The 19,574-nt window shown below is 73.1% G+C and carries 13 protein-coding genes; 9 read left to right on the top strand and 4 right to left on the bottom strand.

The window, feature by feature from the left end:
• The first annotated feature begins 250 nt into the window (after positions 1 to 250).
• Complete coding sequence (locus tag BM242_RS13435; RefSeq protein WP_093839039.1) at positions 251 to 928, top strand: M23 family metallopeptidase; 678 nt, start codon at positions 251 to 253, stop codon at positions 926 to 928.
• A gap of 110 nt (positions 929 to 1,038) precedes the next feature.
• Here the strand turns inward: BM242_RS13435 and BM242_RS13430 are convergent, their stop codons facing one another.
• On the bottom strand, positions 1,039 to 1,680 hold the full coding sequence (locus tag BM242_RS13430; RefSeq protein WP_093839038.1) for a methylated-DNA--[protein]-cysteine S-methyltransferase: 642 nt from the start codon (positions 1,678 to 1,680) through the stop codon (positions 1,039 to 1,041).
• Positions 1,681 to 1,689: 9 nt separating this feature from the next.
• Positions 1,690 to 2,652 carry a glycerophosphodiester phosphodiesterase gene (locus BM242_RS13425; protein ID WP_425443852.1) on the bottom strand — a complete coding sequence of 321 codons (963 nt, stop codon included), beginning with the start codon at positions 2,650 to 2,652 and terminating at the stop codon, positions 1,690 to 1,692.
• Positions 2,653 to 2,984: 332 nt separating this feature from the next.
• Here BM242_RS13425 and uvrB point away from each other — a divergent pair, with 332 nt between their 5' ends.
• The gene (gene uvrB, locus BM242_RS13420) at positions 2,985 to 5,123 is read left to right on the top strand and encodes an excinuclease ABC subunit UvrB (RefSeq protein ID WP_093839125.1); all 2,139 of its coding nucleotides are present in this window, start codon (positions 2,985 to 2,987) and stop codon (positions 5,121 to 5,123) included.
• A 70-nt stretch (positions 5,124 to 5,193) separates the two neighbouring features.
• Positions 5,194 to 5,778, top strand: coding sequence for a TerD family protein (locus tag BM242_RS13415; RefSeq protein ID WP_093839036.1), 585 nt, complete (start codon positions 5,194 to 5,196; stop codon positions 5,776 to 5,778).
• A gap of 42 nt (positions 5,779 to 5,820) precedes the next feature.
• On the opposite strand, the gene BM242_RS13410 is transcribed toward BM242_RS13415, so the two are convergent.
• On the bottom strand, positions 5,821 to 9,090 hold the full coding sequence (locus BM242_RS13410; protein WP_139238328.1) for a phosphodiester glycosidase family protein: 3,270 nt from the start codon (positions 9,088 to 9,090) through the stop codon (positions 5,821 to 5,823).
• A gap of 235 nt (positions 9,091 to 9,325) precedes the next feature.
• Complete coding sequence (gene uvrA / locus BM242_RS13405) at positions 9,326 to 12,223, bottom strand: excinuclease ABC subunit UvrA (protein WP_093839034.1); 2,898 nt, start codon at positions 12,221 to 12,223, stop codon at positions 9,326 to 9,328.
• 220 nt (positions 12,224 to 12,443) lie between these two features.
• On the opposite strand from uvrA, the gene BM242_RS13400 reads away from it, so the two are divergent.
• The 6 genes from BM242_RS13400 (at position 12,444) to whiA (ending at position 19,120) form a co-directional block, all read left to right on the top strand.
• Complete coding sequence (locus tag BM242_RS13400; protein WP_093839124.1) at positions 12,444 to 13,145, top strand: maleylpyruvate isomerase family mycothiol-dependent enzyme; 702 nt, start codon at positions 12,444 to 12,446, stop codon at positions 13,143 to 13,145.
• A gap of 69 nt (positions 13,146 to 13,214) precedes the next feature.
• Entirely contained in the window at positions 13,215 to 13,871 is a 657-nt protein-coding gene (locus BM242_RS13395) for an MBL fold metallo-hydrolase (protein ID WP_093839033.1), read from the top strand.
• A 78-nt stretch (positions 13,872 to 13,949) separates the two neighbouring features.
• Positions 13,950 to 15,989: an excinuclease ABC subunit UvrC gene (gene uvrC / locus BM242_RS13390; RefSeq protein ID WP_093839032.1), complete on the top strand. Its 2,040-nt coding sequence runs from the start codon at positions 13,950 to 13,952 to the stop codon at positions 15,987 to 15,989.
• A gap of 86 nt (positions 15,990 to 16,075) precedes the next feature.
• Complete coding sequence (rapZ, locus tag BM242_RS13385; RefSeq protein ID WP_245834040.1) at positions 16,076 to 16,999, top strand: RNase adapter RapZ; 924 nt, start codon at positions 16,076 to 16,078, stop codon at positions 16,997 to 16,999.
• A 25-nt stretch (positions 17,000 to 17,024) separates the two neighbouring features.
• On the top strand, positions 17,025 to 18,152 hold the full coding sequence (locus tag BM242_RS13380; RefSeq protein WP_093839030.1) for a gluconeogenesis factor YvcK family protein: 1,128 nt from the start codon (positions 17,025 to 17,027) through the stop codon (positions 18,150 to 18,152).
• Positions 18,143 to 19,120: a DNA-binding protein WhiA gene (gene whiA, locus BM242_RS13375; protein ID WP_093839029.1), complete on the top strand. Its 978-nt coding sequence runs from the start codon at positions 18,143 to 18,145 to the stop codon at positions 19,118 to 19,120. The genes BM242_RS13380 and whiA overlap by 10 nt, the downstream gene beginning before the upstream one ends.
• Positions 19,121 to 19,574: the final 454 nt, after the last annotated feature.

The following is a 19,574-nucleotide window of genomic DNA, read 5'->3' as shown; positions in this document are numbered from 1 at the left end:
GTACGGCGTCGTTCCCCCCTTGGCCTGGCCGGACCGATGGGTATTCGAAGGCTCGCGGGGTCCCTCGGCAGCCGCGCACGGGCCCTGCGACCGGGACCTGTTTCCTTTGCTCTGGCTACTTCCTCGCTTAGTAACAGACTTTCTTGAATCTCCGGAAAAGGGCCGGTATCAATGTTCTCGGCGGCGCACGGATCACCTTTCCGGCGCGTCCCGTGAACCGGCTGTCCCCCTATCCGGAGGTTTTCCCCGCATGCTCAGCCGCACCGCTCGTACTGCCGTCCTGTCCCGCGTCCGCACCCGTACCGGTGTGGTGACCGCCGGTGTGGTCGCCTCCCTGGCGATCGCCGGCACCGGGGTGGCAGCCGCGGCCGAGACCCCCAGCGCCGACGTCTTCGCGGCCGGCCCCGGAGCCCTGGCGCAGTACACCGTGAACCAGGCCGAGATCCAGACGAAGGCCGCCGAGGTCGAGGCCAAGCAGGCCGCCGAGGTCAAGCAGGCCGCGACCGCGAGCTGGGTCTCGCCGATCAGCGACGGCTACACCCTCTCCGCCACCTTCGGCAACAGCGGCGACCGCTGGGCCGCCGGCCACAGCGGCCAGGACTTCGCGGTGCCCACCGGCACCCCGGTCAAGGCCGTGCACGGCGGCACCGTGGTGAAGGCCGGCGGCAACGGTGCCGGTGACGGCTCCGCCTACGGCAATGCCATCGTGGTCAAGCACGCGAGCGGCACCTACTCGCAGTACGCCCACCTGTCCAGCGTGAAGGTGAGCGTCGGCCAGGAGGTCGAGACCGGCGACACCATCGGCATGTCCGGCAACACCGGCAACAGCACCGGTCCGCACCTGCACTTCGAGATCCGGACCACGCCGGACTACGGCTCGGCCGTCGACCCCGCGAAGTTCCTGCGCGACCACGGCGTCAAGCTCTGACGGTCGGTTCCGGACCGCTCCGGACAGCCGGAGCCGGGCCCGTCCGCCCCACCGCACCCGGTGGGCCGGGCGGGCCTTTCGCATGCCCGGCCGGATGAGCGGAACCGTGCTCAGAACAAGGGCGCGGGCAGCACGCCCTCCAGGGCGAGCAGGGCCCGCTTGGTCTCCAGTCCGCCTCCGAAGCCCCCGATGCCGCCGTCGGCGGCCACCACCCGGTGGCAGGCCACCACCACCGGCAGCGGATTGCCGCCCATGGCGGCGCCCACGGCCCGGGCCGCACCCGGTTCGCCCACCCGGTCCGCCAGATCCTGGTAGCCCACCACGGCGCCGTAGGGCACGGACTCGGCCAGCTTGCGCAGGACCTTTTCGTTGAAGCCCGAGGTGAGCGACCAGTCCAGCGGCACGGAGAAGCCGCGGCGCCGGCCCCCGAAATACTCGGCCAGCTCCCGCCCGGCATGGGCCAGCACCGGATCCCGTGCGGATTCGGCCGGCCGGGCGCCCAGCCGGGCGGCCAGCAGGGCCAGCTCCCGGTCCACCCGCCGGGGGTCGGCGTGGAAGGTGACCCGTATCAGACCCCGGCCGGTGGCGGCCAGCAGCAGCGGGCCGATCGGCGAGGGCAGCACCGTCCACCGGGCGGCGCGCACCGCCGGGCCGGACGGACCGGCCCCGGCGGTGCGCTCGGCATCAGCGTCGGTGCCGGTGTCGGTGTCAGTGTCGGCGTCGGCGTCGGCGTCGGCGTCGGCGGGGATCATGGGACCACCCTAGGGCCGCCCACCGACAGCCGGGCCGGGCCGCCGTCCGGGCCATCCCGCCCGCCTCCGCCGGCGGCTGCGGCGGCCCGGCCCCGGTGTCAGAGCCCGCCGGACCACATCGGGGTGGTCCGTGATGATCCCGTCCACGCCCAGGGAGGCCGCCCGGACCGCCGCGGCCGCGTCGTTCACCGTCCAGGTCAGCACCTCCAGCCCGCTGCCGTGCGGCCCGGCCAGGGCCTGCACCGCCGCCACATACTCCGCGGTCAGCGTGGTGTGCCGGGGGTTGATCTGGTCGCAGAAGGCCGCGTAGACGGGCAGCTCGGCAGGTTCCGGGCGACCGAGGAAGCCGGTCCTGATCCCCGGATGCAGCTCGTGCACGGTGCGCACCGAGTCCGCGCTGAAGCTCTGCACCACCAGCCCTCGGCGCAGGGCGGCACCGGTCAGCCAGCCCTCCTCCCGCAGCACCGTCACGATCTCCGCCTCGATGCCCGGGTACCGCTCCGGTGCCTTGATCTCCAGCAGCAACCGCTGCCCGTGCCGGGCCAGCCGGCGCAGAAACGCGGTCAGGGTGGGGACCGGCTCGCCCGCGAACCGCTCGCCGAACCAGCCCCCCGCGTCCAGCCCGGCCAGTTCGGCGCTGCTGAAGCCGGAGACCTCCCAGGGCGCCCGGTCCGGATGGCGAACTTCGGCGTCGGTGGTGCGCTCCAGGGTGGTGTCGTGCATCAGCACCAGCACCCCGTCCCGGGTGCGCTGCACATCGGCCTCGACCCAGGGCGCCCCCAGGGCCGCCGCGGCGTCCGCGGCGGCCAGCGTGTTCTCCGGGGCGTACCCGGAGGCGCCGCGGTGCGCCACCACCACGGGGCCCGGCCGGGAAGCGGCCGGCCCGGCGGAGGCTGCGGAGGCGGTGGACCCGGTGGACCCGGTGGACGCGGTGGAGGAGGCCGGTCCGGGCGGGGACGCCGGGGCAGGCACCGGGGCACCCTGGGCGGGCAGGACCAGGGCCCCGAGCACGGCGGACAGCAGGGCGAAGGTACGACGCGGCGGCACGGGACCTCCTCGGCCGGCGGTGGCCGCCGGCCCGTCCGGCGGCGCCCCGGGATGTCTCCCCGGTCCCGGCCGCTCCCGGACCAGCCCGCGGTGACCGTGAGCTGAACCCCGGATGGCGGTCGCCGCCCGCCCCTCCGCCGTCGCGCCGGGGCAGCGGGTGATGACGCCGGGTGCCTCCCGGGGGGAGGGTGCCATGTCCGGCCGCCGGCGCCCGGCAGCCCGGCCGATTGTCAGCGGCGCGTCGTACCGTGGGGGTCATGCGGCCCGTTTCCGAGATCGAACGCACTGTGGCGCCCTTCGAGGTCGTCAGCCCCTACCGGCCCAGCGGTGACCAGCCCGCCGCCATCGAGGAGCTGGAGCGGCGGATCGGCGGCGGCGAGAAGGACGTCGTCCTGCTCGGCGCCACCGGCACCGGCAAGTCGGCGACCACGGCCTGGATGATCGAGCGTCTCCAGCGGCCGACCCTGGTCATGGCGCCCAACAAGACACTGGCCGCGCAGCTCGCCAACGAGTTCCGCGAGCTGCTTCCCCACAACGCCGTCGAGTACTTCGTCTCCTACTACGACTACTACCAGCCCGAGGCGTACGTCCCCCAGACGGACACCTACATCGAGAAGGACTCCTCGATCAACGAGGAGGTCGAACGGCTGCGGCACAGCGCCACCAACTCCCTGCTCACCCGGCGGGACGTGGTGGTGGTCGCCTCGGTCTCCTGCATCTACGGCCTGGGCACCCCCCAGGAGTACGTGGACCGCATGGTGCCGCTGCGGGTCGGCCAGGAGACCGACCGGGACCTGCTGCTGCGCCGCTTCGTGGACATCCAGTACACCCGCAACGACGCCTCCTTCACCCGGGGCACCTTCCGGGTCCGCGGCGACACCATCGAGATCTTCCCGGTCTACGAGGAGCTGGCCGTCCGCATCGAGATGTTCGGGGACGAGATCGAGGCGCTGTCCACCCTGCACCCGGTGACCGGTGAGGTCATCTCCAGCGATGAGCAGCTCTATGTCTTCCCGGCCTCGCACTATGTGGCCGGCCCGGAGCGCATGGAGCGGGCGATCGGCGGCATCGAGGCGGAGCTGGCGGGGCGGCTGGCCGAGCTGGAGCAGCAGGGCAAGCTGCTGGAGGCCCAGCGGCTGCGGATGCGCACCACCTACGACATCGAGATGATGCGCCAGATCGGCACCTGCTCCGGCATCGAGAACTACTCCCTGCATGTCGACGGCCGGGAGACCGGCTCCCCGCCGCACACCCTGCTGGACTACTTCCCGGAGGATTTCCTCCTGGTCATCGACGAGTCCCATGTCACGGTGCCGCAGATCGGCGCCATGTACGAGGGGGACGCGTCGCGCAAGCGGACACTGGTGGAGCACGGCTTCCGGCTGCCGTCCGCCATGGACAACCGCCCGCTGAAGTGGGAGGAGTTCCAGGAGCGGATCGGGCAGGCCGTCTATCTGTCGGCCACTCCCGGGGCGTACGAGCTGTCCCGCTCGGACGGCGTGGTGGAGCAGATCATCCGGCCCACCGGCCTGGTGGATCCGGAGGTCGTGGTCAAGCCCACCGAGGGCCAGATCGACGATCTGGTGCACGAGATCCGGCTGCGCACCGAGCGGGAGGAGCGGGTGCTGGTCACCACGCTCACCAAGAAGATGGCCGAGGATCTCACCGAGTACTTCACCGAGCTGGGCATCGCCGTGCGCTATCTGCACAGCGACATCGACACCCTGCGCCGGGTGGAGCTGCTGCGCGAGCTGCGGGCCGGTGAGTTCGATGTGCTGGTCGGCATCAACCTGCTCCGTGAGGGCCTGGACCTGCCGGAGGTCTCGCTGGTGGCGATCCTGGACGCGGACAAGGAGGGCTTCCTGCGCTCGGGCACCTCGCTGATCCAGACCATCGGCCGGGCGGCCCGGAACGTCTCCGGACAGGTCCATATGTACGCCGACAAGATCACCCCGGCCATGGCGAAGGCGATCGAGGAGACCAACCGGCGCCGCGCCAAGCAGATCGCGTACAACGAGGAGCGCGGCATCGATCCGCAGCCGCTGCGCAAGAAGATCAACGACATCGTCTCCTCCATCGCCCGCGAGGAGGTGGACACCGAGGAACTGCTCACCACCGGATACCGCCATCCCGGAGGGGGCCGGGCCGGGAAGAACGGCCAGCCCGGCCGGGCGCCGGTGCCCGCCCTGGGCAGGCGGGCGGAGCGGAGGAACGGCGCCGGTGCGGCGCCGACCGACCGTCCGGCCACCGAGCTGGCGCAGACCATCGAGGAGCTGACGGAGCGGATGCGGGCAGCCGCCGCGGAGCTCCAGTTCGAGGTGGCGGCCCGGCTGCGGGACGAGGTCACGGAACTGAAGAAGGAACTGCGCCACATGCGGGAGGCCGGCCTCCAGTAGGGTGGCCGGTACCTCCGTGGGACGCCGGGGGCGGGGCCTTCGGCACACAATGCCGGGAAGGCGGGATCAGATGGCAGTCAATCTCACCAAGGGCCAGGCCATCAGCCTGAAGAAGGACGACGGCACCGGGCTGACGGTGGTGCGCATGGGCCTGGGCTGGAAGGCGGTCCAGCGCAAGGGCCTCCTCGGGCGGCTGATGGGCGGCGGTGACATCGATCTGGACGCCTCCGCGGTGCTGTTCTCCGGACAGCAGATCACCGACCAGGTGTGGTTCCGGCAGCTGACCAGCCGGGACGGCTCGGTGCAGCATTCCGGCGACAACCTGGTCGGCGGCGCCGGCGCGGGCTCCGACGACGAGACCATCCGGGTGGATCTGACCAAGGTGCCCGGCGGCGTGGACCAGATCGTCTTCACCGTGAACTCCTTCACGGGGCAGACCTTCGCCCAGGTGGAGAACGCCTTCTGCCGGCTGGTGGACGAGACCACCGGGGTGGAGATGGCCCGCTACACCCTCACCGGAGGCGGCCCGGTCACCGGGCAGATCATGGCCAAGGTGCAGCGGCAGGGCGGCGGCTGGTCCATGACCGCGATCGGCGCGCCGGCCAGCGGCCAGACCTTCCAGCATCTGCTGCCCGCCATCCTGCCCCACCTGTGACGGCCCCGCGGGCCCGGCCGACCGGGCCGCGGGGCCCGGCGGTCAGCCGGCGGCAGCGGCAGCGGCAGCGGCGGGGTGCGGACGGATCTCCGCGGAGAGCCAGTCCGGGCCGCCGCGGGAGGGATCACGCCGGACGCCGAGCCAGTCGGCGGCGGAGAGCCGGTCCACGCCGAACAGCGTCCAGCCGTTGACGGCGCCCGCTTCCCCGCTCGCCGCCGGGGCGCCGGTCAGCCCGCCGCCCAGCACATACGGCACCCCGGAGTGCAGATAGGCGTCGAAGAGCCCGGCATGGCCGCCCAGGCAGGTCACCCCCTTGCCGGTGGCCGCCCGGAAGCCGGTCAGCCAGTGCTCCAGCAGCAGGGCGTCCATCCGGTCGGTCAGCCGTCCGGTGTCCCGGACCGAGGTGTCCCGCGGCGGCACATGGGTGATCACCGCCACCGCGCCGACATTCTCGTCGCGGGCCGCGTCCAGGAGCCGGGAGCGAAGCTCCAGCCACTGCTCCAGGCCGCCGCCGCTGATGGACCGGGTGGAGGTGTCCAGCGTGATGAAGCGGGTCCCCCGGTGGTCGAAAACCCGCCGGGTCTCCCCGAACTCCGCCTCCCAGCCCTCCAGCGAGCCGCCGTGCATCTCGGCGTCACCCGGTACATAGACCCAGGGCACGGTCAGTTCCCCGGTGAGCAGTTCCCGCGCGAAGGCGAGGTTCTCGGCGGTGCCCCCGGCCACCCAGTCGCCGTTGACCACCACGAACTCGGGGCCCGCCGACTGGATCTCGGCCAGGGCGGCGCGGGCGGTGCGGGCCGCCTCGCCGTCGGGCCCGGCGGCGGCCTCCAGCCCGGCGCCCGACACCACGGCGAACCGCCACTCCCGCCCGGCCACCTCGGCGGCTTCCGCGAACACCGGACCGGCCGGACCGGTCTCCTCCGGCAGTTCGACCTCCTGCGGGGTCAGCGCGGTCAGTTCGTCGATCAGGATCTCGCCCCGGTAGCGCACCGGCGGCCGGGTCTCGGTGAGGTAGAAGCGGTAGACCGACACCGGCTGCGGAATGTCGTCCGGTACCTCGAAGACGATGCGCCGCCAGCCCTGATGATCGATATGGGGCCCGCGCAGCACCCGGCTGGTGCCGGTGGCGTCGAGCAGATGCAGGGCGGGCCAGGCGCCGCGCCCGTCGCCGTGCACCCACAGGGCGAAGGCGCTCGGCCGGCCGGTCACCGGGATCTCGGCGGGCGGGGTGGCGCGGGCGGTGCGGGCGCTCTCCGAGAGGCTGAAGTCGTAGCTGAGCCGCAGCGCCGTGTCCTGATGGCCGTCCGGGGCGGGGGAGAGGGACCCGGCGGCCCGGCTGTGGCTGAACCGCCAGTCCCCGGCGTTCTCGAAGTCGGCCACCACGGTCTCCTCCAGACCGATGCCGGCCCCGAGCACCGTGCTCACCCCGCCGGCGCGGGCGGTGATCCGTCCGGAGGTGAAGCCGTCGGCCAGCGCGGTCACCACAAAGCCTCCGCTGTCCGCCTCCGGCCGGACGGCGAACAGCGAGCGGTCGTACTCCAGGGTCACATCGGCCGGTTCCACGGGGGCACTGGTGCCCGTGGCGTCATGGCCCAGCAGCCCGAACCAGGCGGTGTCCCCGGCCCCGGTCAGGCCGATCCGCCGCTGGGTGGATGTCAGCCGGGCCAGCTCACCGATCACGGTGAGCCGCAGGGAGCCGCGGGCGGAGCCGGAGGACGCCCGCACCTCGGCCGTGCCCGGCCGCCCGGCGGTGAACACTCCGTCCGCACCGACCTCCCCGGCGGCCGTTCCCTCCGTCCGCCACACCGTGCTTCCGGCCGCCCCCGGCGCCGGGCCGAAGGTCTCGTCGTGGCCGACCGCGGACAGCGCGCGGGTCAGGCCCGGGAAGACCCGCTCCGGCCGGCCGCCGCCCAGCACTTCGGCGGTGGCGGCGCGGGCGGGGTCGATCACGGTGCGCACGGTGAGAGCGGCCGGGTCACCGCTGCCGGTCGGCGCCGTGATCGCCAGCCCGTTCGGGACCTCCCGCTCCCGGCCGTCGGACGGCGAGTTCACCAGCCGGGGAGTCTCCGCCCCGGGATCGCGGGCGAGCAGCGTGGTGGAGCCGCCGCCGTCCAGATTGAGCGCCTCCCAGGCGCCCAGTTGCCGCATCATCTCGGCGAGCCGGGTCAGGGTGACCCCGCCGGAGTGGGCCTGCCGGCCATCCACCACCAGCACGAACATCCGCTGCCCGTCCCGGGAGAAGCCCACCGCGGTGCGCGGCGCGGCCAGGTTGTTGGGCGCGCCCTCCCAGTTGTGCGGCTGGCCGTCGGTGACCAGCAGTTCCCCTCCGCCCACCGCGGTGCGCGGCAGCGGCAGGCCGTCGTCGGTGCGCACCGTGTACGCCAGGTCGATCCGGTCGCCGGCCGCCAGTCCGGCGAGGGCCGTGGCCCCGGCGTCCCGGCCGAGCAGCGCCGTGACTCCCTCGGGCAGCGGCTCCCCGTCCGGCTTGGCGGAGACCGAGGTCACCTCGCCGTCCTCCACCAGGACCTCGGTGACGAGCGGGCTGCCGCGCACGGTCAGCGCCCGGTCGGCCGCGCCCCAGCCGTCGGTGAAGACGCCGATGCCGTCCTCGGGGATCACGGGGGAGTTGTAGGCGGACAGCGGCAGTTCGTCCCCCGCCGCGGTCTCGGCCTTGCCCTCGAACAGGATGTGCAGCACCCGGCCGGTGCCGTCCTCGTCGATTCCCACCGCATGGTGGCGGCCGGGGCTGCCGGACTGCACCAGTTCGCCGTTGCGCACGCCCGGCGCGAGGGGCGCCTCGGTGACATTGATGTCGAAGAAGTCCGCGTTGAGGGCGGCGACCGTGGCGCGGCCCGGACCGGGCGCGTGGGCGGCGGTGAGTTCGGAGAGGGTGCCGCGCTCGCTGACGGTGGCGGGCCCGAGGTAGTCGACGGAGAGATCGTGCCCCAGGTCCAGGCTGAGCTGCCGGATGTCCAGCCATGCGTCGGTCTCGCGGCGCCGGACGGCCGTCAGTTCGGCGCCGGGGGCAAGGGTCTGCTGCTGCCGGGACAGCTCCAGGCCGTTCGCATCGGTGACGCCGAGGGTCTCTTCGAAGGCGGAGCCGCGGGCGGTGGCATCGCCGGCCGGCGGGCCGGAGGAGAGAAGGCCCCCGGCCGCGGGGGCCCGGTCCGGTCCCGCGGCGGCGGACGGCACGGCGGGCGGCACCAGCCACAGCAGCAGTGCCGCCACCGTCAGCGCCTGTGCCGCCAGCCGTCGCCGCGCCGCCCCTGCCGGCCGTCCGCCTGCCCGTCCCTGCCACTGTGCGTCTGCCACCGATGCTCCCCGGGGTCTGCCCGCGTGCGTTCCTGCGCGGATAACGCGGTGAGATCCCCTGGAGTATTGGGTGCTGATACGGACGGGTGCCGACCATCGGAGAGCTTCCCGATGGCAAACCCATGACGAGACGGCGAATCCGGTGAATGCCCGGTGAACCCCCGGTGGCGTCCGGCTCGGCCGGTCCGTCCGGAGGGACCGGCCCGGACCGGCCCGAGCCGGACGCCTCTTGCCGTTACCCCTTCCGGGCCGTGCGCGCGGGGCTCTTGCGGGCGGGCGGGGCATCGCTGACCGCCTCGCCCAGGATGTCGCGCAGGAATTTGCCGGTGTGGCTGGCCGGGACGGCGGCGATCTCCTCCGGGGTGCCCTCGGCGATCACCAGACCGCCGCCGCTGCCGCCCTCCGGGCCCATGTCCACGATCCAGTCGGCGGTCTTGATCACATCGAGGTTGTGCTCGATGACGATTACGGTGTTGCCCTTGTCGACCAGGTTCGACAGCACCCCGATCAGCTTGCGGATGTCCTCGAAATGCAGGCCGGTGGTGGGCTCGTCCAGCACATAGACCGTCCGCCCGGTGGAGCGCTTCTGGAGCTCGGAGGCGAGCTTGACCCGCTGCGCCTCGCCGCCGGAGAGGGTGGGCGCCGGCTGCCCCAGCCGGACATACCCCAGGCCGACGTCGTTCAGCGTGCGCAGATGGCGGGCGATCGCGGGGACGGCGGAGAAGAACTCCAGTGCCTCCTCGATCGGCATGTCCAGCACCTCGGCGATGGACTTGCCCTTGTAGTGCACCTCCAGCGTCTCGCGGTTGTACCGGGCGCCGTGGCACACCTCGCACGGGACATAGACATCCGGCAGGAAGTTCATCTCGATCTTGATGGTGCCGTCGCCCGCGCAGTTCTCACAGCGCCCGCCCTTGACATTGAAGGAGAACCGGCCGGGCAGATAGCCCCGCACCTTGGCCTCCATGGTCTCCGCGAACAGCTTGCGGATGTTGTCGAAGACACCGGTGTAGGTGGCCGGGTTGGAGCGGGGGGTGCGGCCGATGGGGGACTGGTCCACGTGCACGACCTTGTCCACCTGGTCGATGCCGTCGATCCGGGTGTGCCGGCCGGGCACCAGCCGGGCACCGTTCAGCTCGCGCGCGAGATGGGTGTAGAGGATGTCGTTGACCAGGGTGGACTTGCCGGAGCCGGAGACCCCGGTGACCGCGGTCAGCACCCCCAGCGGGAAGCCGACGGCGATGTTGCGGAGGTTGTTCTCCCGGGCGCCGTGCACGGTCAGCCGGCGGTCCGGGTCGGCGGGCCGGCGCTGCGCCGGCACCGGGATGCTCCTCCTGCCCGCGAGATACTGCCCGGTCAGCGAGGCGTCGTTGGCCAGCAGCTCCTTCAGCGGACCGCTGTGCACCACCTCACCGCCGTGCTCACCGGCGCCCGGGCCGATGTCCACCACCCAGTCCGAGGTGCGGATGGTGTCCTCGTCGTGCTCCACCACGATCAGGGTGTTCCCCAGGTCGCGCAGCCGCACCAGGGTCTCGATCAGCCGGTGGTTGTCCCGCTGGTGCAGGCCGATGGAGGGCTCGTCCAGCACATAGAGCACGCCCACCAGACCGGAGCCGATCTGGGTGGCCAGCCGGATGCGCTGCGCCTCGCCGCCGGAGAGGGTGCCGGCGGCGCGGTTGAGCGAGAGATAGTCCAGGCCGACATCGACCAGGAAGCGCAGGCGCTCGTTGACCTCCTTGAGCACCCGCTCGGCGATCTTCTTCTCCCGGGCGGTCAGCCTCAGCTCGCGCAGGAAGTCGGCGCACTCGCTGATCGACATGGCGGAGATGTCCGCGATCGACCTGCCCTTGACCGTGACCGCCAGCACCACCGGCTTGAGCCGGGTGCCGCCGCAGGCGGAGCAGGGCACCTCGCGCATATAGCCCTCGAACCGCTCCCGGCTGGAGTCCGACTCGGACTCGGCGTGCCGCCGCCGCACAAAGGGGATGACCCCCTCGAAGGCGGTGGTGTAGGTGCGCTCCCGGCCGTGCCGGTTCTCGTAGCGCACCTCGATCCGGGCCTTGTGGCCGTGGAGCAGGGCCTTGCGGGCGCGCTGCGGCAGCCCCTCCCAGGGGATGTCGGTGCGGAAGTTCAGCGCCTCGGCGAGGGCGTTGATCAGGTGGTTGAAATAGCCCTTGGTATGGCCGTTGGACCAGGGGTGCAGGGCTCCTTCGTCCAGCGAGCGCTCCGGGTCGGGCACGATCAGCTCCGGGTCCACCTCCATGGTGGCGCCGAGACCGGAGCAGGCCGGACAGGCGCCGAAGGGGGAGTTGAAGGAGAAGGAGCGCGGCTCCAGCTCCTCGAAGGAGAGGTCGTCGTAGGGGCAGTACAGGTGCTCGGAGTACATCCGCTCGCGCTGCGGGTCGTCCTCCGGAAGATCCACGAAGTCCAGCACCACCATGCCGCCGGACAGGCCGAGCGCCGTCTCCACCGAGTCGGTCAGCCGCCGCTTGGCGCTCTCCTTGACGGTGAGCCGGTCGACCACCACCTCGATGGTGTGCTTCTCCTGCTTCTTCAGCACGGGCGCCTCGGCGAGCTGGACCACCGCGCCGTCCACCCGGGCCCGGCTGTAGCCCTTGGCGCGCAGCTCGGCGAAGAGGTCGGCGAACTCGCCCTTGCGCTGCCGCACCAGCGGGGAGAGCACCTGGAAGCGGCTGCCCTCGGCCAGGCCCAGCACCTTGTCCACGATCGCCTGGGGCGACTGCCGGGCGATGGGCCGGCCGCACTCCGGGCAGTGCGGCTTGCCGATCCGGGCGAACAGCAGCCGGAGGTAGTCGTAGACCTCGGTGATGGTGCCGACCGTGGAGCGGGGGTTGCGCGAGGTGGACTTCTGGTCGATGGAGACCGCGGGGGACAGGCCCTCGATGAAGTCCACGTCCGGCTTGTCCATCTGGCCCAGGAATTGCCGGGCGTAGGAGGACAGCGATTCCACGTAGCGGCGCTGGCCCTCGGCGAAGATGGTGTCGAAGGCCAGCGAGGACTTGCCCGAGCCGGACAGGCCGGTGAACACGACCAGCGCGTCCCGGGGGAGGTCCAGCGAGACGTTTTTGAGATTGTGCTCGCGAGCGCCGCGAACGATGAGTCGGTCGGCCACGCCGAATGGCACCTTTCCTGTCCGTCAGGGGCATCGGGGTGTTTCTGGATACCCCGGCCTCAAGAGTAGGCGGGGGGTCCGACAAAGACCCTCCGGCCGCCGGGCCGGGGACTCAGCAGCATATAGCACATGCGTTCGATCAAGGGTCCGTTTCCCTTTTCCGGACCGGTCCCGGACCCGGGCGTGGCGCGGCGGCGGGCCCCGGACTAGCGTGGTGATCATGAGTCGACCCATGACCGATCTCGCCGGGGTGTCGGACGCCACACAGCGGCTGATCGCCGGTGCCGCCGCCCTCCGCCCCGAAGCCGTCGGCGAGCCGTCCCTGCTGCCGGGCTGGACCCGGGGCCATGTCCTGGCACACCTCGCCCGCAATGCCGACGCCCTGGTCAACGTCTGTTCCGGCCTGCCCATGTACCCCAGCGCCGAGGCCCGGGACGCCGACATCGAGCGGGATGCCGGCCGCCCGCTCCAGGCCCACCTCGCCGACCTGCGGGAGAGCGCCGGCCGGCTGTCCGCCGCCTGGGACCGGCTCACCGGCGAACAGTGGGCGGCCACCGTGGAGCTGCGCAACGGGGTGACCGACCGTGCCTCCTCCGTCCCCCTCCGCCGCTGGGTGGAGGTGGAACTGCACCACATCGACCTCGGCGCCGACCGCTCCGTCGCCGACCTGCCGGGAGCCTTCACCGACCGCGCCGTGGACTACTTCGCCCGCCGCTTCGCCGGGCATCCCGGGGTGCCCGCCCTGGAACTGCGCGCCGAGGACGGCCGCCGCTGGCGCACCGGGGACCCGGCGGGCGAGCCGCTGGTGGTGGCCGGCACCCCGGCCGCGCTCACCGGCTGGCTGGCCGGCCGCACCACCGGCACCGGCCTCACCGCGGGCGGTGCGCCCGGCGCCGCCCTGCCCGTCCTGCCCCCGCTCTGACCGGCTCCGGCCCCGCTGATCCTGCTCCGCCGTCCGCAGTACCGTCCCGCTCCGAGGGAGCCGCATGCCATGACCTACACCGGAAAGGTTGCCGTTGGCGGCCCGCCCGCCGTCCATGAACTGGCCGAACTGATCATCTCCAAGGTCGCCGTCGGTTCCCTGGAGAACAACGCCTATCTGCTGCGCTGCCGCCGCACCGACGAGCAGCTGCTGATCGACGCCGCGGCCGAGCCGGCGGTGCTGCTCCGGCTGATCGGCGCGGACGGGCTGCGCACCGTGGTCACCACCCACCGGCACGCCGACCACTGGCAGGCCCTGGCCGAGGTGGTGCGGGCCACCGGCGCCCGCACCTGTGCCGGGCGCTACGACGCCGAGGGCATCCCGGTGCCCACCGACGTACCGCTGGACGACGGCGACGAGCTGCGGGTCGGTGCCTGTGTGCTCACCGTCCGCCACCTCACCGGTCACACCAAGGGCTCGGTGGCCCTGTGCTACGACGACCCGCACGGCCATCCGCATCTGTTCACCGGCGATTCCCTCTTCCCGGGCGGGGTGGGCAACACCTTCGGCAACCGGGCGGCGTTCGAGCGGCTGATCCACGATGTGGAGACCAAGCTGTTCGGCGAGCTGCCCGACGAGACCTGGGTCTATCCGGGCCATGGCGCGGACACCACGCTGGGCGCCGAGCGCCCGCAGCTCCCCGCCTGGCGCGAGCGCGGCTGGTGACCGGGGCAGGCGCCCGGCCCGCCCCGGATCCCCGGGCGCCGGACCCGGTTGTCACTGAGTGTGAGTAGGGTTGCTGTCATGGCAGATCCCTCCACCTACCGGCCGCGGCCGGGACAGATCCCGGACTCCCCGGGCGTCTACCGGTTCCGGGACGAACACCGCCGGGTGATCTACGTCGGCAAGGCGAAAAGCCTCCGGCAGCGCCTGTCCTCCTACTTCCAGGACCTGGCCGGGCTGCACCCGCGCACCGCCACCATGGTCACCACCGCCGCCTCGGTGGAGTGGACGGTGGTCTCCACCGAGGTGGAGGCCCTCCAGCTCGAATACACCTGGATCAAGGAGTACGACCCCCGGTTCAACGTCAAATACCGGGACGACAAGAGCTATCCCTCGCTGGCCGTCACCCTGGGCGAGGAGTTCCCGCGCGCCCAGGTGATGCGCGGCCCGCGCCGCAAGGGCGTGCGCTACTTCGGCCCCTACGCGCACGCCTGGGCCATCCGGGAGACGGTCGACCTGCTGCTGCGCGCCTTCCCCGTCCGCACCTGCTCCGCCGGGGTCTTCAAACGCGCCGCCCAGGCCGGCCGGCCCTGCCTGCTCGGCTATATCGACAAGTGCTCCGCCCCCTGCGTGGGCCGGATCAGCGCGGCGGACCACCGCGCGCTGGCCGAGGAGTTCTGCGACTTCATGGCCGGCCGCACCGGCACCTATCTGCGCCGGCTGGAAGAGGCCATGCACACGGCCGCCGAGGAGCTGGAGTTCGAGAGGGCGGCCCGGCTGCGGGACGACATCGACGCGCTGCGGCGGGCCATGGAGAAGAACGCCGTGGTGCTGCCGGACGGCACCGACGCCGATCTGATCGCGGTCGCCGAGGACGAGCTGGAGGCCGCGGTCCAGATCTTCCACGTGCGCGGCGGCCGGGTGCGCGGCCAGCGCGGCTGGGTCACCGACAAGGTGGAGGACGTCTCCACCCCCGAGCTGGTGGTGCACGCCCTCCAGCAGCTCTACGGCGACGAGCGGGGCGGCAGCGAGGAACTGGCGGGCAGCGGCGGCGTGCCCCGCGAGGTGCTGGTGCCCGCCCTGCCCGAGCCGGTGGCGCCGCTCGCCGAGTGGCTCGCCGGGCGCCGCGGCGCCCGGGTCGCCCTGCGGGTGCCGCAGCGCGGCGACAAGAAGGAGCTGCTGGCCACCGTCGCCCGCAACGCCCAGCAGTCCCTGGCGCTGCACAAGACCCGGCGGGCCTCGGATCTCACCACCCGCTCCCGTGCCCTGGAGGAGATCGCCGAGGCGCTGATGCTCGACTCCGCGCCGCTGCGCATCGAGTGCTACGACATCTCCCACCTCCAGGGCGAGGACGTGGTCGGCTCCATGGTCGTCTTCGAGGACGGCCTGGCCCGCAAGAGCGAGTACCGCCGCTTCCAGATCAAGGGCTTCACCGGCCAGGACGACGTCCGCGCCATGCACGAGGTGATCTCCCGCCGGTTCCGCCGCTATCTGCGGGAGAAGGAGCGCACCGGCGAGTGGACCGGCTCCGCCGAGGCCGGCTCCCCCGACGGCCCGGTCCCCGCCGGGGAACCGGGGGCCGGAACGGAGGCGTCCTCCCCCGGGGACGAGGAGGGCCGCCCCAAGCGGTTCGCCTACCCGCCGCAGCTGGTGGTGGTGGACGGCGGCGCGCCCCAGGTGGCCGCGGCCCGGCGGGCCATGGACGAGCTGGGCGTCGACGATGTCGCCGTGTGCGGCCTGGCCAAGCGGCTGGAGGAGGTATGGCTCCCCGGCGAGGAGGACCCGGTCATCCTGCCCCGCAGCAGCGAGGGGCTCTATCTGCTCCAGCGGGTGCGCGACGAGGCGCACCGCTTCGCCCTGCGCTACCAGCGCGGCAGGCGCGCCCGGGCGGTCCGCCGCAGCCCGCTGGACGAGGTGCCCGGCCTGGGCGAGACCCGGAAGAAGGCGCTGCTGAAGCACTTCGGCTCGATGAAACGGCTGCGCGCGGCCACCATGGAACAGATCGGCGAGGTTCCCGGCATAGGCCCGAAGACCGCCGAGGCGGTCGCCGCCGCACTGGCGGCCGGAGCGCCGCCGGAGCCGGCCGTGAACACCGCCACCGGAGAAATCCTGGAGGATTGACCCGGCGCCGCCGGCCGGACGGAAGCGCCCGGCGGCACCATCGACAGGCGACCATGGAGAGACACGTGAACCGCGGGGGAGAAGAGATGCAGGACGAGCGAACACCGCAGGAGGAACCGGCACCCGCCGGGCAGGGCGAGGAGGGACTGACCCTCCCCGAGCTGGTGATCATCACCGGCATGTCCGGGGCCGGCCGCTCCACCGCGGCCAACACCCTGGAGGATCTCGGCTGGTTCGTGGTGGACAACCTGCCGCCCGCCCTGATCACCACCATGGTCGACCTCGGCGCCCGCTCGCAGGGCAATGTGGCCAGGATCGCGGTCGTGGTGGACGTCCGCGGGCGCAGCTTCTTCGACAGCCTGCGCGAATCCCTGGCCGATCTGGCCGCCATGGGCGTCACCCGCCGGATCGTCTTCCTGGAGGCGTCCGACAACGCCCTGGTGCGCCGCTTCGAGTCGGTGCGCCGGCCGCACCCGCTGCAGGGCGAGGGCCGCATCGTGGACGGCATCGCCGCCGAGCGCGATCTGCTGCGCGAGCTGCGCGGCGACGCCGACCTGGTGATCGACACCTCCAACCTCAATGTGCACGAGCTGCGCGCCAAGATGGACGCCCAGTTCACCAGCGGGGACGAGCCGGAGCTGCGCGCCACCGTGATGTCCTTCGGCTTCAAGTACGGCCTGCCGGTGGACGCCGACCATGTGATGGACGTGCGCTTCCTGCCCAATCCGCACTGGGTGCCCGAGCTGCGCCCCTACACCGGCACCAGCGAGGAGGTCTCCTCCTATGTGATGGGCCAGCCGGGCGCCAAGGAGTTCCTGGACCACTACGCCGAACTGCTCAATCTGATCGCGGCCGGCTACCGCCGGGAGGGCAAGCGCTATGTGACCGTCGCCATCGGCTGTACCGGCGGCAAGCACCGCAGCGTGGCCATGGCCGAGAAGCTGGCCCGCCGGCTCTCCGACGCCGGCGTGGAGACCGTTGTGGTGCACCGGGACATGGGACGCGAGTAGACATGGGACACCAGTAATGGGGGGAATGCCGGGCGGCACCGCGGGCCGGGGCCGGTCCGGCGGACACCGGGAACGCCCGGGGACCGCCGGTCCGGCGGACCCCGGGCACCCCGAGCGCCCCGAGCGCCCGGGGACCGCGCGCACCCACCGCGGCCTGCGCACCCTGCGCGGGCTGCGGGCCCGCCGCGGCGCCCAGCCCAAGGTGGTGGCGCTCGGCGGCGGGCACGGGCTGTCCGCCTCGCTGACCGCGCTGCGCCGGATCACCGGGGATCTCACCGCCGTGGTCACCGTCGCCGACGACGGCGGCTCCAGCGGCCGGCTCCGCGACGAGCTCGGCGTGCTGCCCCCGGGCGATCTGCGCAAGGCCCTGGCCGCGCTGTGCGGGGACGACGACTGGGGCCGCACCTGGGCCGAGGTGATCCAGCACCGCTTCAAGACCCGCGGCGAGCTGCACGACCACGCGGTGGGAAATCTGCTGATCGTCGCCCTGTGGGAGCAGCTCGGCGATCATGTGCAGGCGCTGGACCTGGTCGGCCGGCTGCTCGGCGCGCACGGCCGGGTGCTGCCGATGTCCGCGGTGCCGCTGGAGCTGACCGCCCTGGTGCGCGGGCACGACCCGGAGCGGCCCGGCGAGCTGTCCACCGTGCGCGGCCAGGCCACGGTGGCGCTCACCCCCGGTGAGGTGCAGCGGGTGCGCCTGGAACCGGCCGATCCGCCGGCCGTGCCGGAGGCGGTGCGCGCCGTGCGGGACGCCGACTGGGTGGTGCTCGGGCCGGGCTCCTGGTTCAGCTCGGTCATCCCGCATCTGCTCGTGCCGGAACTGCGCGAAGCGCTGACCGAGACCAAGGCCCGGCGGGTGCTCTCGCTCAATCTGGCCCCCCAGCCCGGCGAAACCGATGGGTTTTCTCCGCAGCGTCATGTGGAGGTTTTGGTACAACACGCCCCTAAACTCGCCTTCGACGTGGTGCTGGCCGACCGCTGCGCGGTGCCCGACGAGGACAGTCTGCGCGCCGCCGCCGCGAAGCTGGACGCCACCGTCGAGCTGGCGCCGGTGGCCGCCGCCGACGGGGCGCCGCGGCACGACCCCGAGCTGCTGGCCGCCGCGTACGACCGTATTTTTCGGATGCATGGAAGGATCGGCCCATGGCGATGACGGCAGCGGTGAAGGACGAGATCTCCCGGCTCCCGGTGACCCGGACCTGCTGCCGCAAGTCGGAGGTGTCGTCCACCCTGCGCTTCGCCGGCGGACTGCATCTGGTCAGCGGGCGGATCGTGATCGAGGCCGAGCTGGACACCGGGATCGCCGCCCGGCGGCTGCGCCGGGACATCCTGGAGATCTTCGGCCACGCCTCCGATCTGGTGGTGATGGCGCCCGGCGGGCTCCGCCGCGGCAGCCGGTACGTGGTCCGGGTGGTGGCCGGCGGCGAGCTGCTGGCCCGTCAGACCGGCCTGGTGGACGGCCGCGGCCGGCCCATCCGGGGCCTGCCGCCCCAGGTGGTCTCCGGCGCCACCTGTGATGCCGAGGCCGCCTGGCGCGGCGCCTTCCTGGCGCACGGCTCGCTCACCGAACCGGGCCGCTCGTCCTCCCTGGAGGTCACCTGCCCAGGCCCGGAGGCCGCGCTGGCCCTGGTCGGGGCCGCCCGCCGGCTCCAGATCGCGGCCAAGGCCCGTGAGGTGCGCAATGTGGACCGGGTGGTGGTGCGGGACGGCGACGCGATCGGCGCGCTGCTGACCCGGCTCGGCGCCCACGAGTCCGTGCTGGCCTGGGAGGAGCGCCGGATGCGGCGCGAGGTGCGGGCCACCGCCAACCGGCTGGCCAACTTCGACGACGCGAATCTGCGCCGCTCGGCGCGGGCCGCGGTGGCGGCCGGCGCCCGGGTCTCCAGGGCCCTGGAGATCCTCGGCGAGGAGGTGCCGGATCATCTCGCCGCCGCCGGCAAGCTGCGCATGGAGCACAAGCAGGCGTCGCTGGAGGAGCTCGGGGCGCTGGCCGATCCGCCGCTCACCAAGGACGCGGTGGCGGGCCGCATCCGCCGGCTGCTGGCCATGGCCGACAAGCGCGCGGCCGACCTCGGCATCCCCGGCACCGAGGCGAACCTCACCGAGGAGATGGTGGGTTAGCCGGGCCCGCGGTGCGGCTGCCCGGCGGGGGCTTCGCCGCGGTCGGCGTGCCCGGGCGGTCCGGGAGGGGCCGGGGCGGTCTCCCGGACGCCGCCGGAGCCGTGCGCGAGGGCCGTGCGCGAGGGCCGTGCCCGGAGCCGTGCCGGGGCCCGGCTCGCGGGCGGCTCGCGCGGCGGGTCGCCCGGCCCCGCCGGGCCGGGGCCGCACCGCCGTCCGGACCGGACGGGGACCCGGGCTCCGCCCGGCCGCGCGCCTCGCCCGGGACCCGGAATCCGCTCTGCTGAGCGGGGGTCCGCGCGGTTGGTGCGGCCGGCGCAACGTCACCGCGGTTACCGGGAAGTAGGGCCGGTCGGCGGGGCCGGACAGGCCCCGGTCAATGTCACGGCGGCGGGCCCGGCGCGGTAGGGTCGTGGGTGGTCGGGGACATCCCAAAAAGCTCCGCCGGTGTCCGCGC

The organism is Streptomyces aidingensis (assembly GCF_900112355.1).
Classification (GTDB): domain Bacteria; phylum Actinomycetota; class Actinomycetes; order Streptomycetales; family Streptomycetaceae; genus Streptomyces; species Streptomyces aidingensis.
Note: the sequence above shows the minus strand (reverse complement) of the source record. Positions and strands in the feature narration are given on the sequence as shown.

Bases quoted from the DNA above. Each gene is read 5' to 3' on its own strand.
- whiA (WP_093839029.1), top strand. From the start codon at position 18,143: ATGGCGATGACGGCAGCGGTGAAGGACGAGATCTCCCGGCTCCCGGTG.
- BM242_RS13380 (WP_093839030.1), top strand. From the start codon at position 17,025: ATGCCGGGCGGCACCGCGGGCCGGGGCCGGTCCGGCGGACACCGGGAA.
- BM242_RS13400 (WP_093839124.1), top strand. From the start codon at position 12,444: ATGAGTCGACCCATGACCGATCTCGCCGGGGTGTCGGACGCCACACAG.
- uvrC (WP_093839032.1), top strand. From the start codon at position 13,950: ATGGCAGATCCCTCCACCTACCGGCCGCGGCCGGGACAGATCCCGGAC.
- BM242_RS13430 (WP_093839038.1), bottom strand. From the start codon at position 1,680: ATGATCCCCGCCGACGCCGACGCCGACGCCGACGCCGACACTGACACC.
- uvrB (WP_093839125.1), top strand. From the start codon at position 2,985: ATGCGGCCCGTTTCCGAGATCGAACGCACTGTGGCGCCCTTCGAGGTC.
- BM242_RS13415 (WP_093839036.1), top strand. From the start codon at position 5,194: ATGGCAGTCAATCTCACCAAGGGCCAGGCCATCAGCCTGAAGAAGGAC.
- rapZ (WP_245834040.1), top strand. From the start codon at position 16,076: ATGCAGGACGAGCGAACACCGCAGGAGGAACCGGCACCCGCCGGGCAG.
- BM242_RS13395 (WP_093839033.1), top strand. From the start codon at position 13,215: ATGACCTACACCGGAAAGGTTGCCGTTGGCGGCCCGCCCGCCGTCCAT.
- BM242_RS13435 (WP_093839039.1), top strand. From the start codon at position 251: ATGCTCAGCCGCACCGCTCGTACTGCCGTCCTGTCCCGCGTCCGCACC.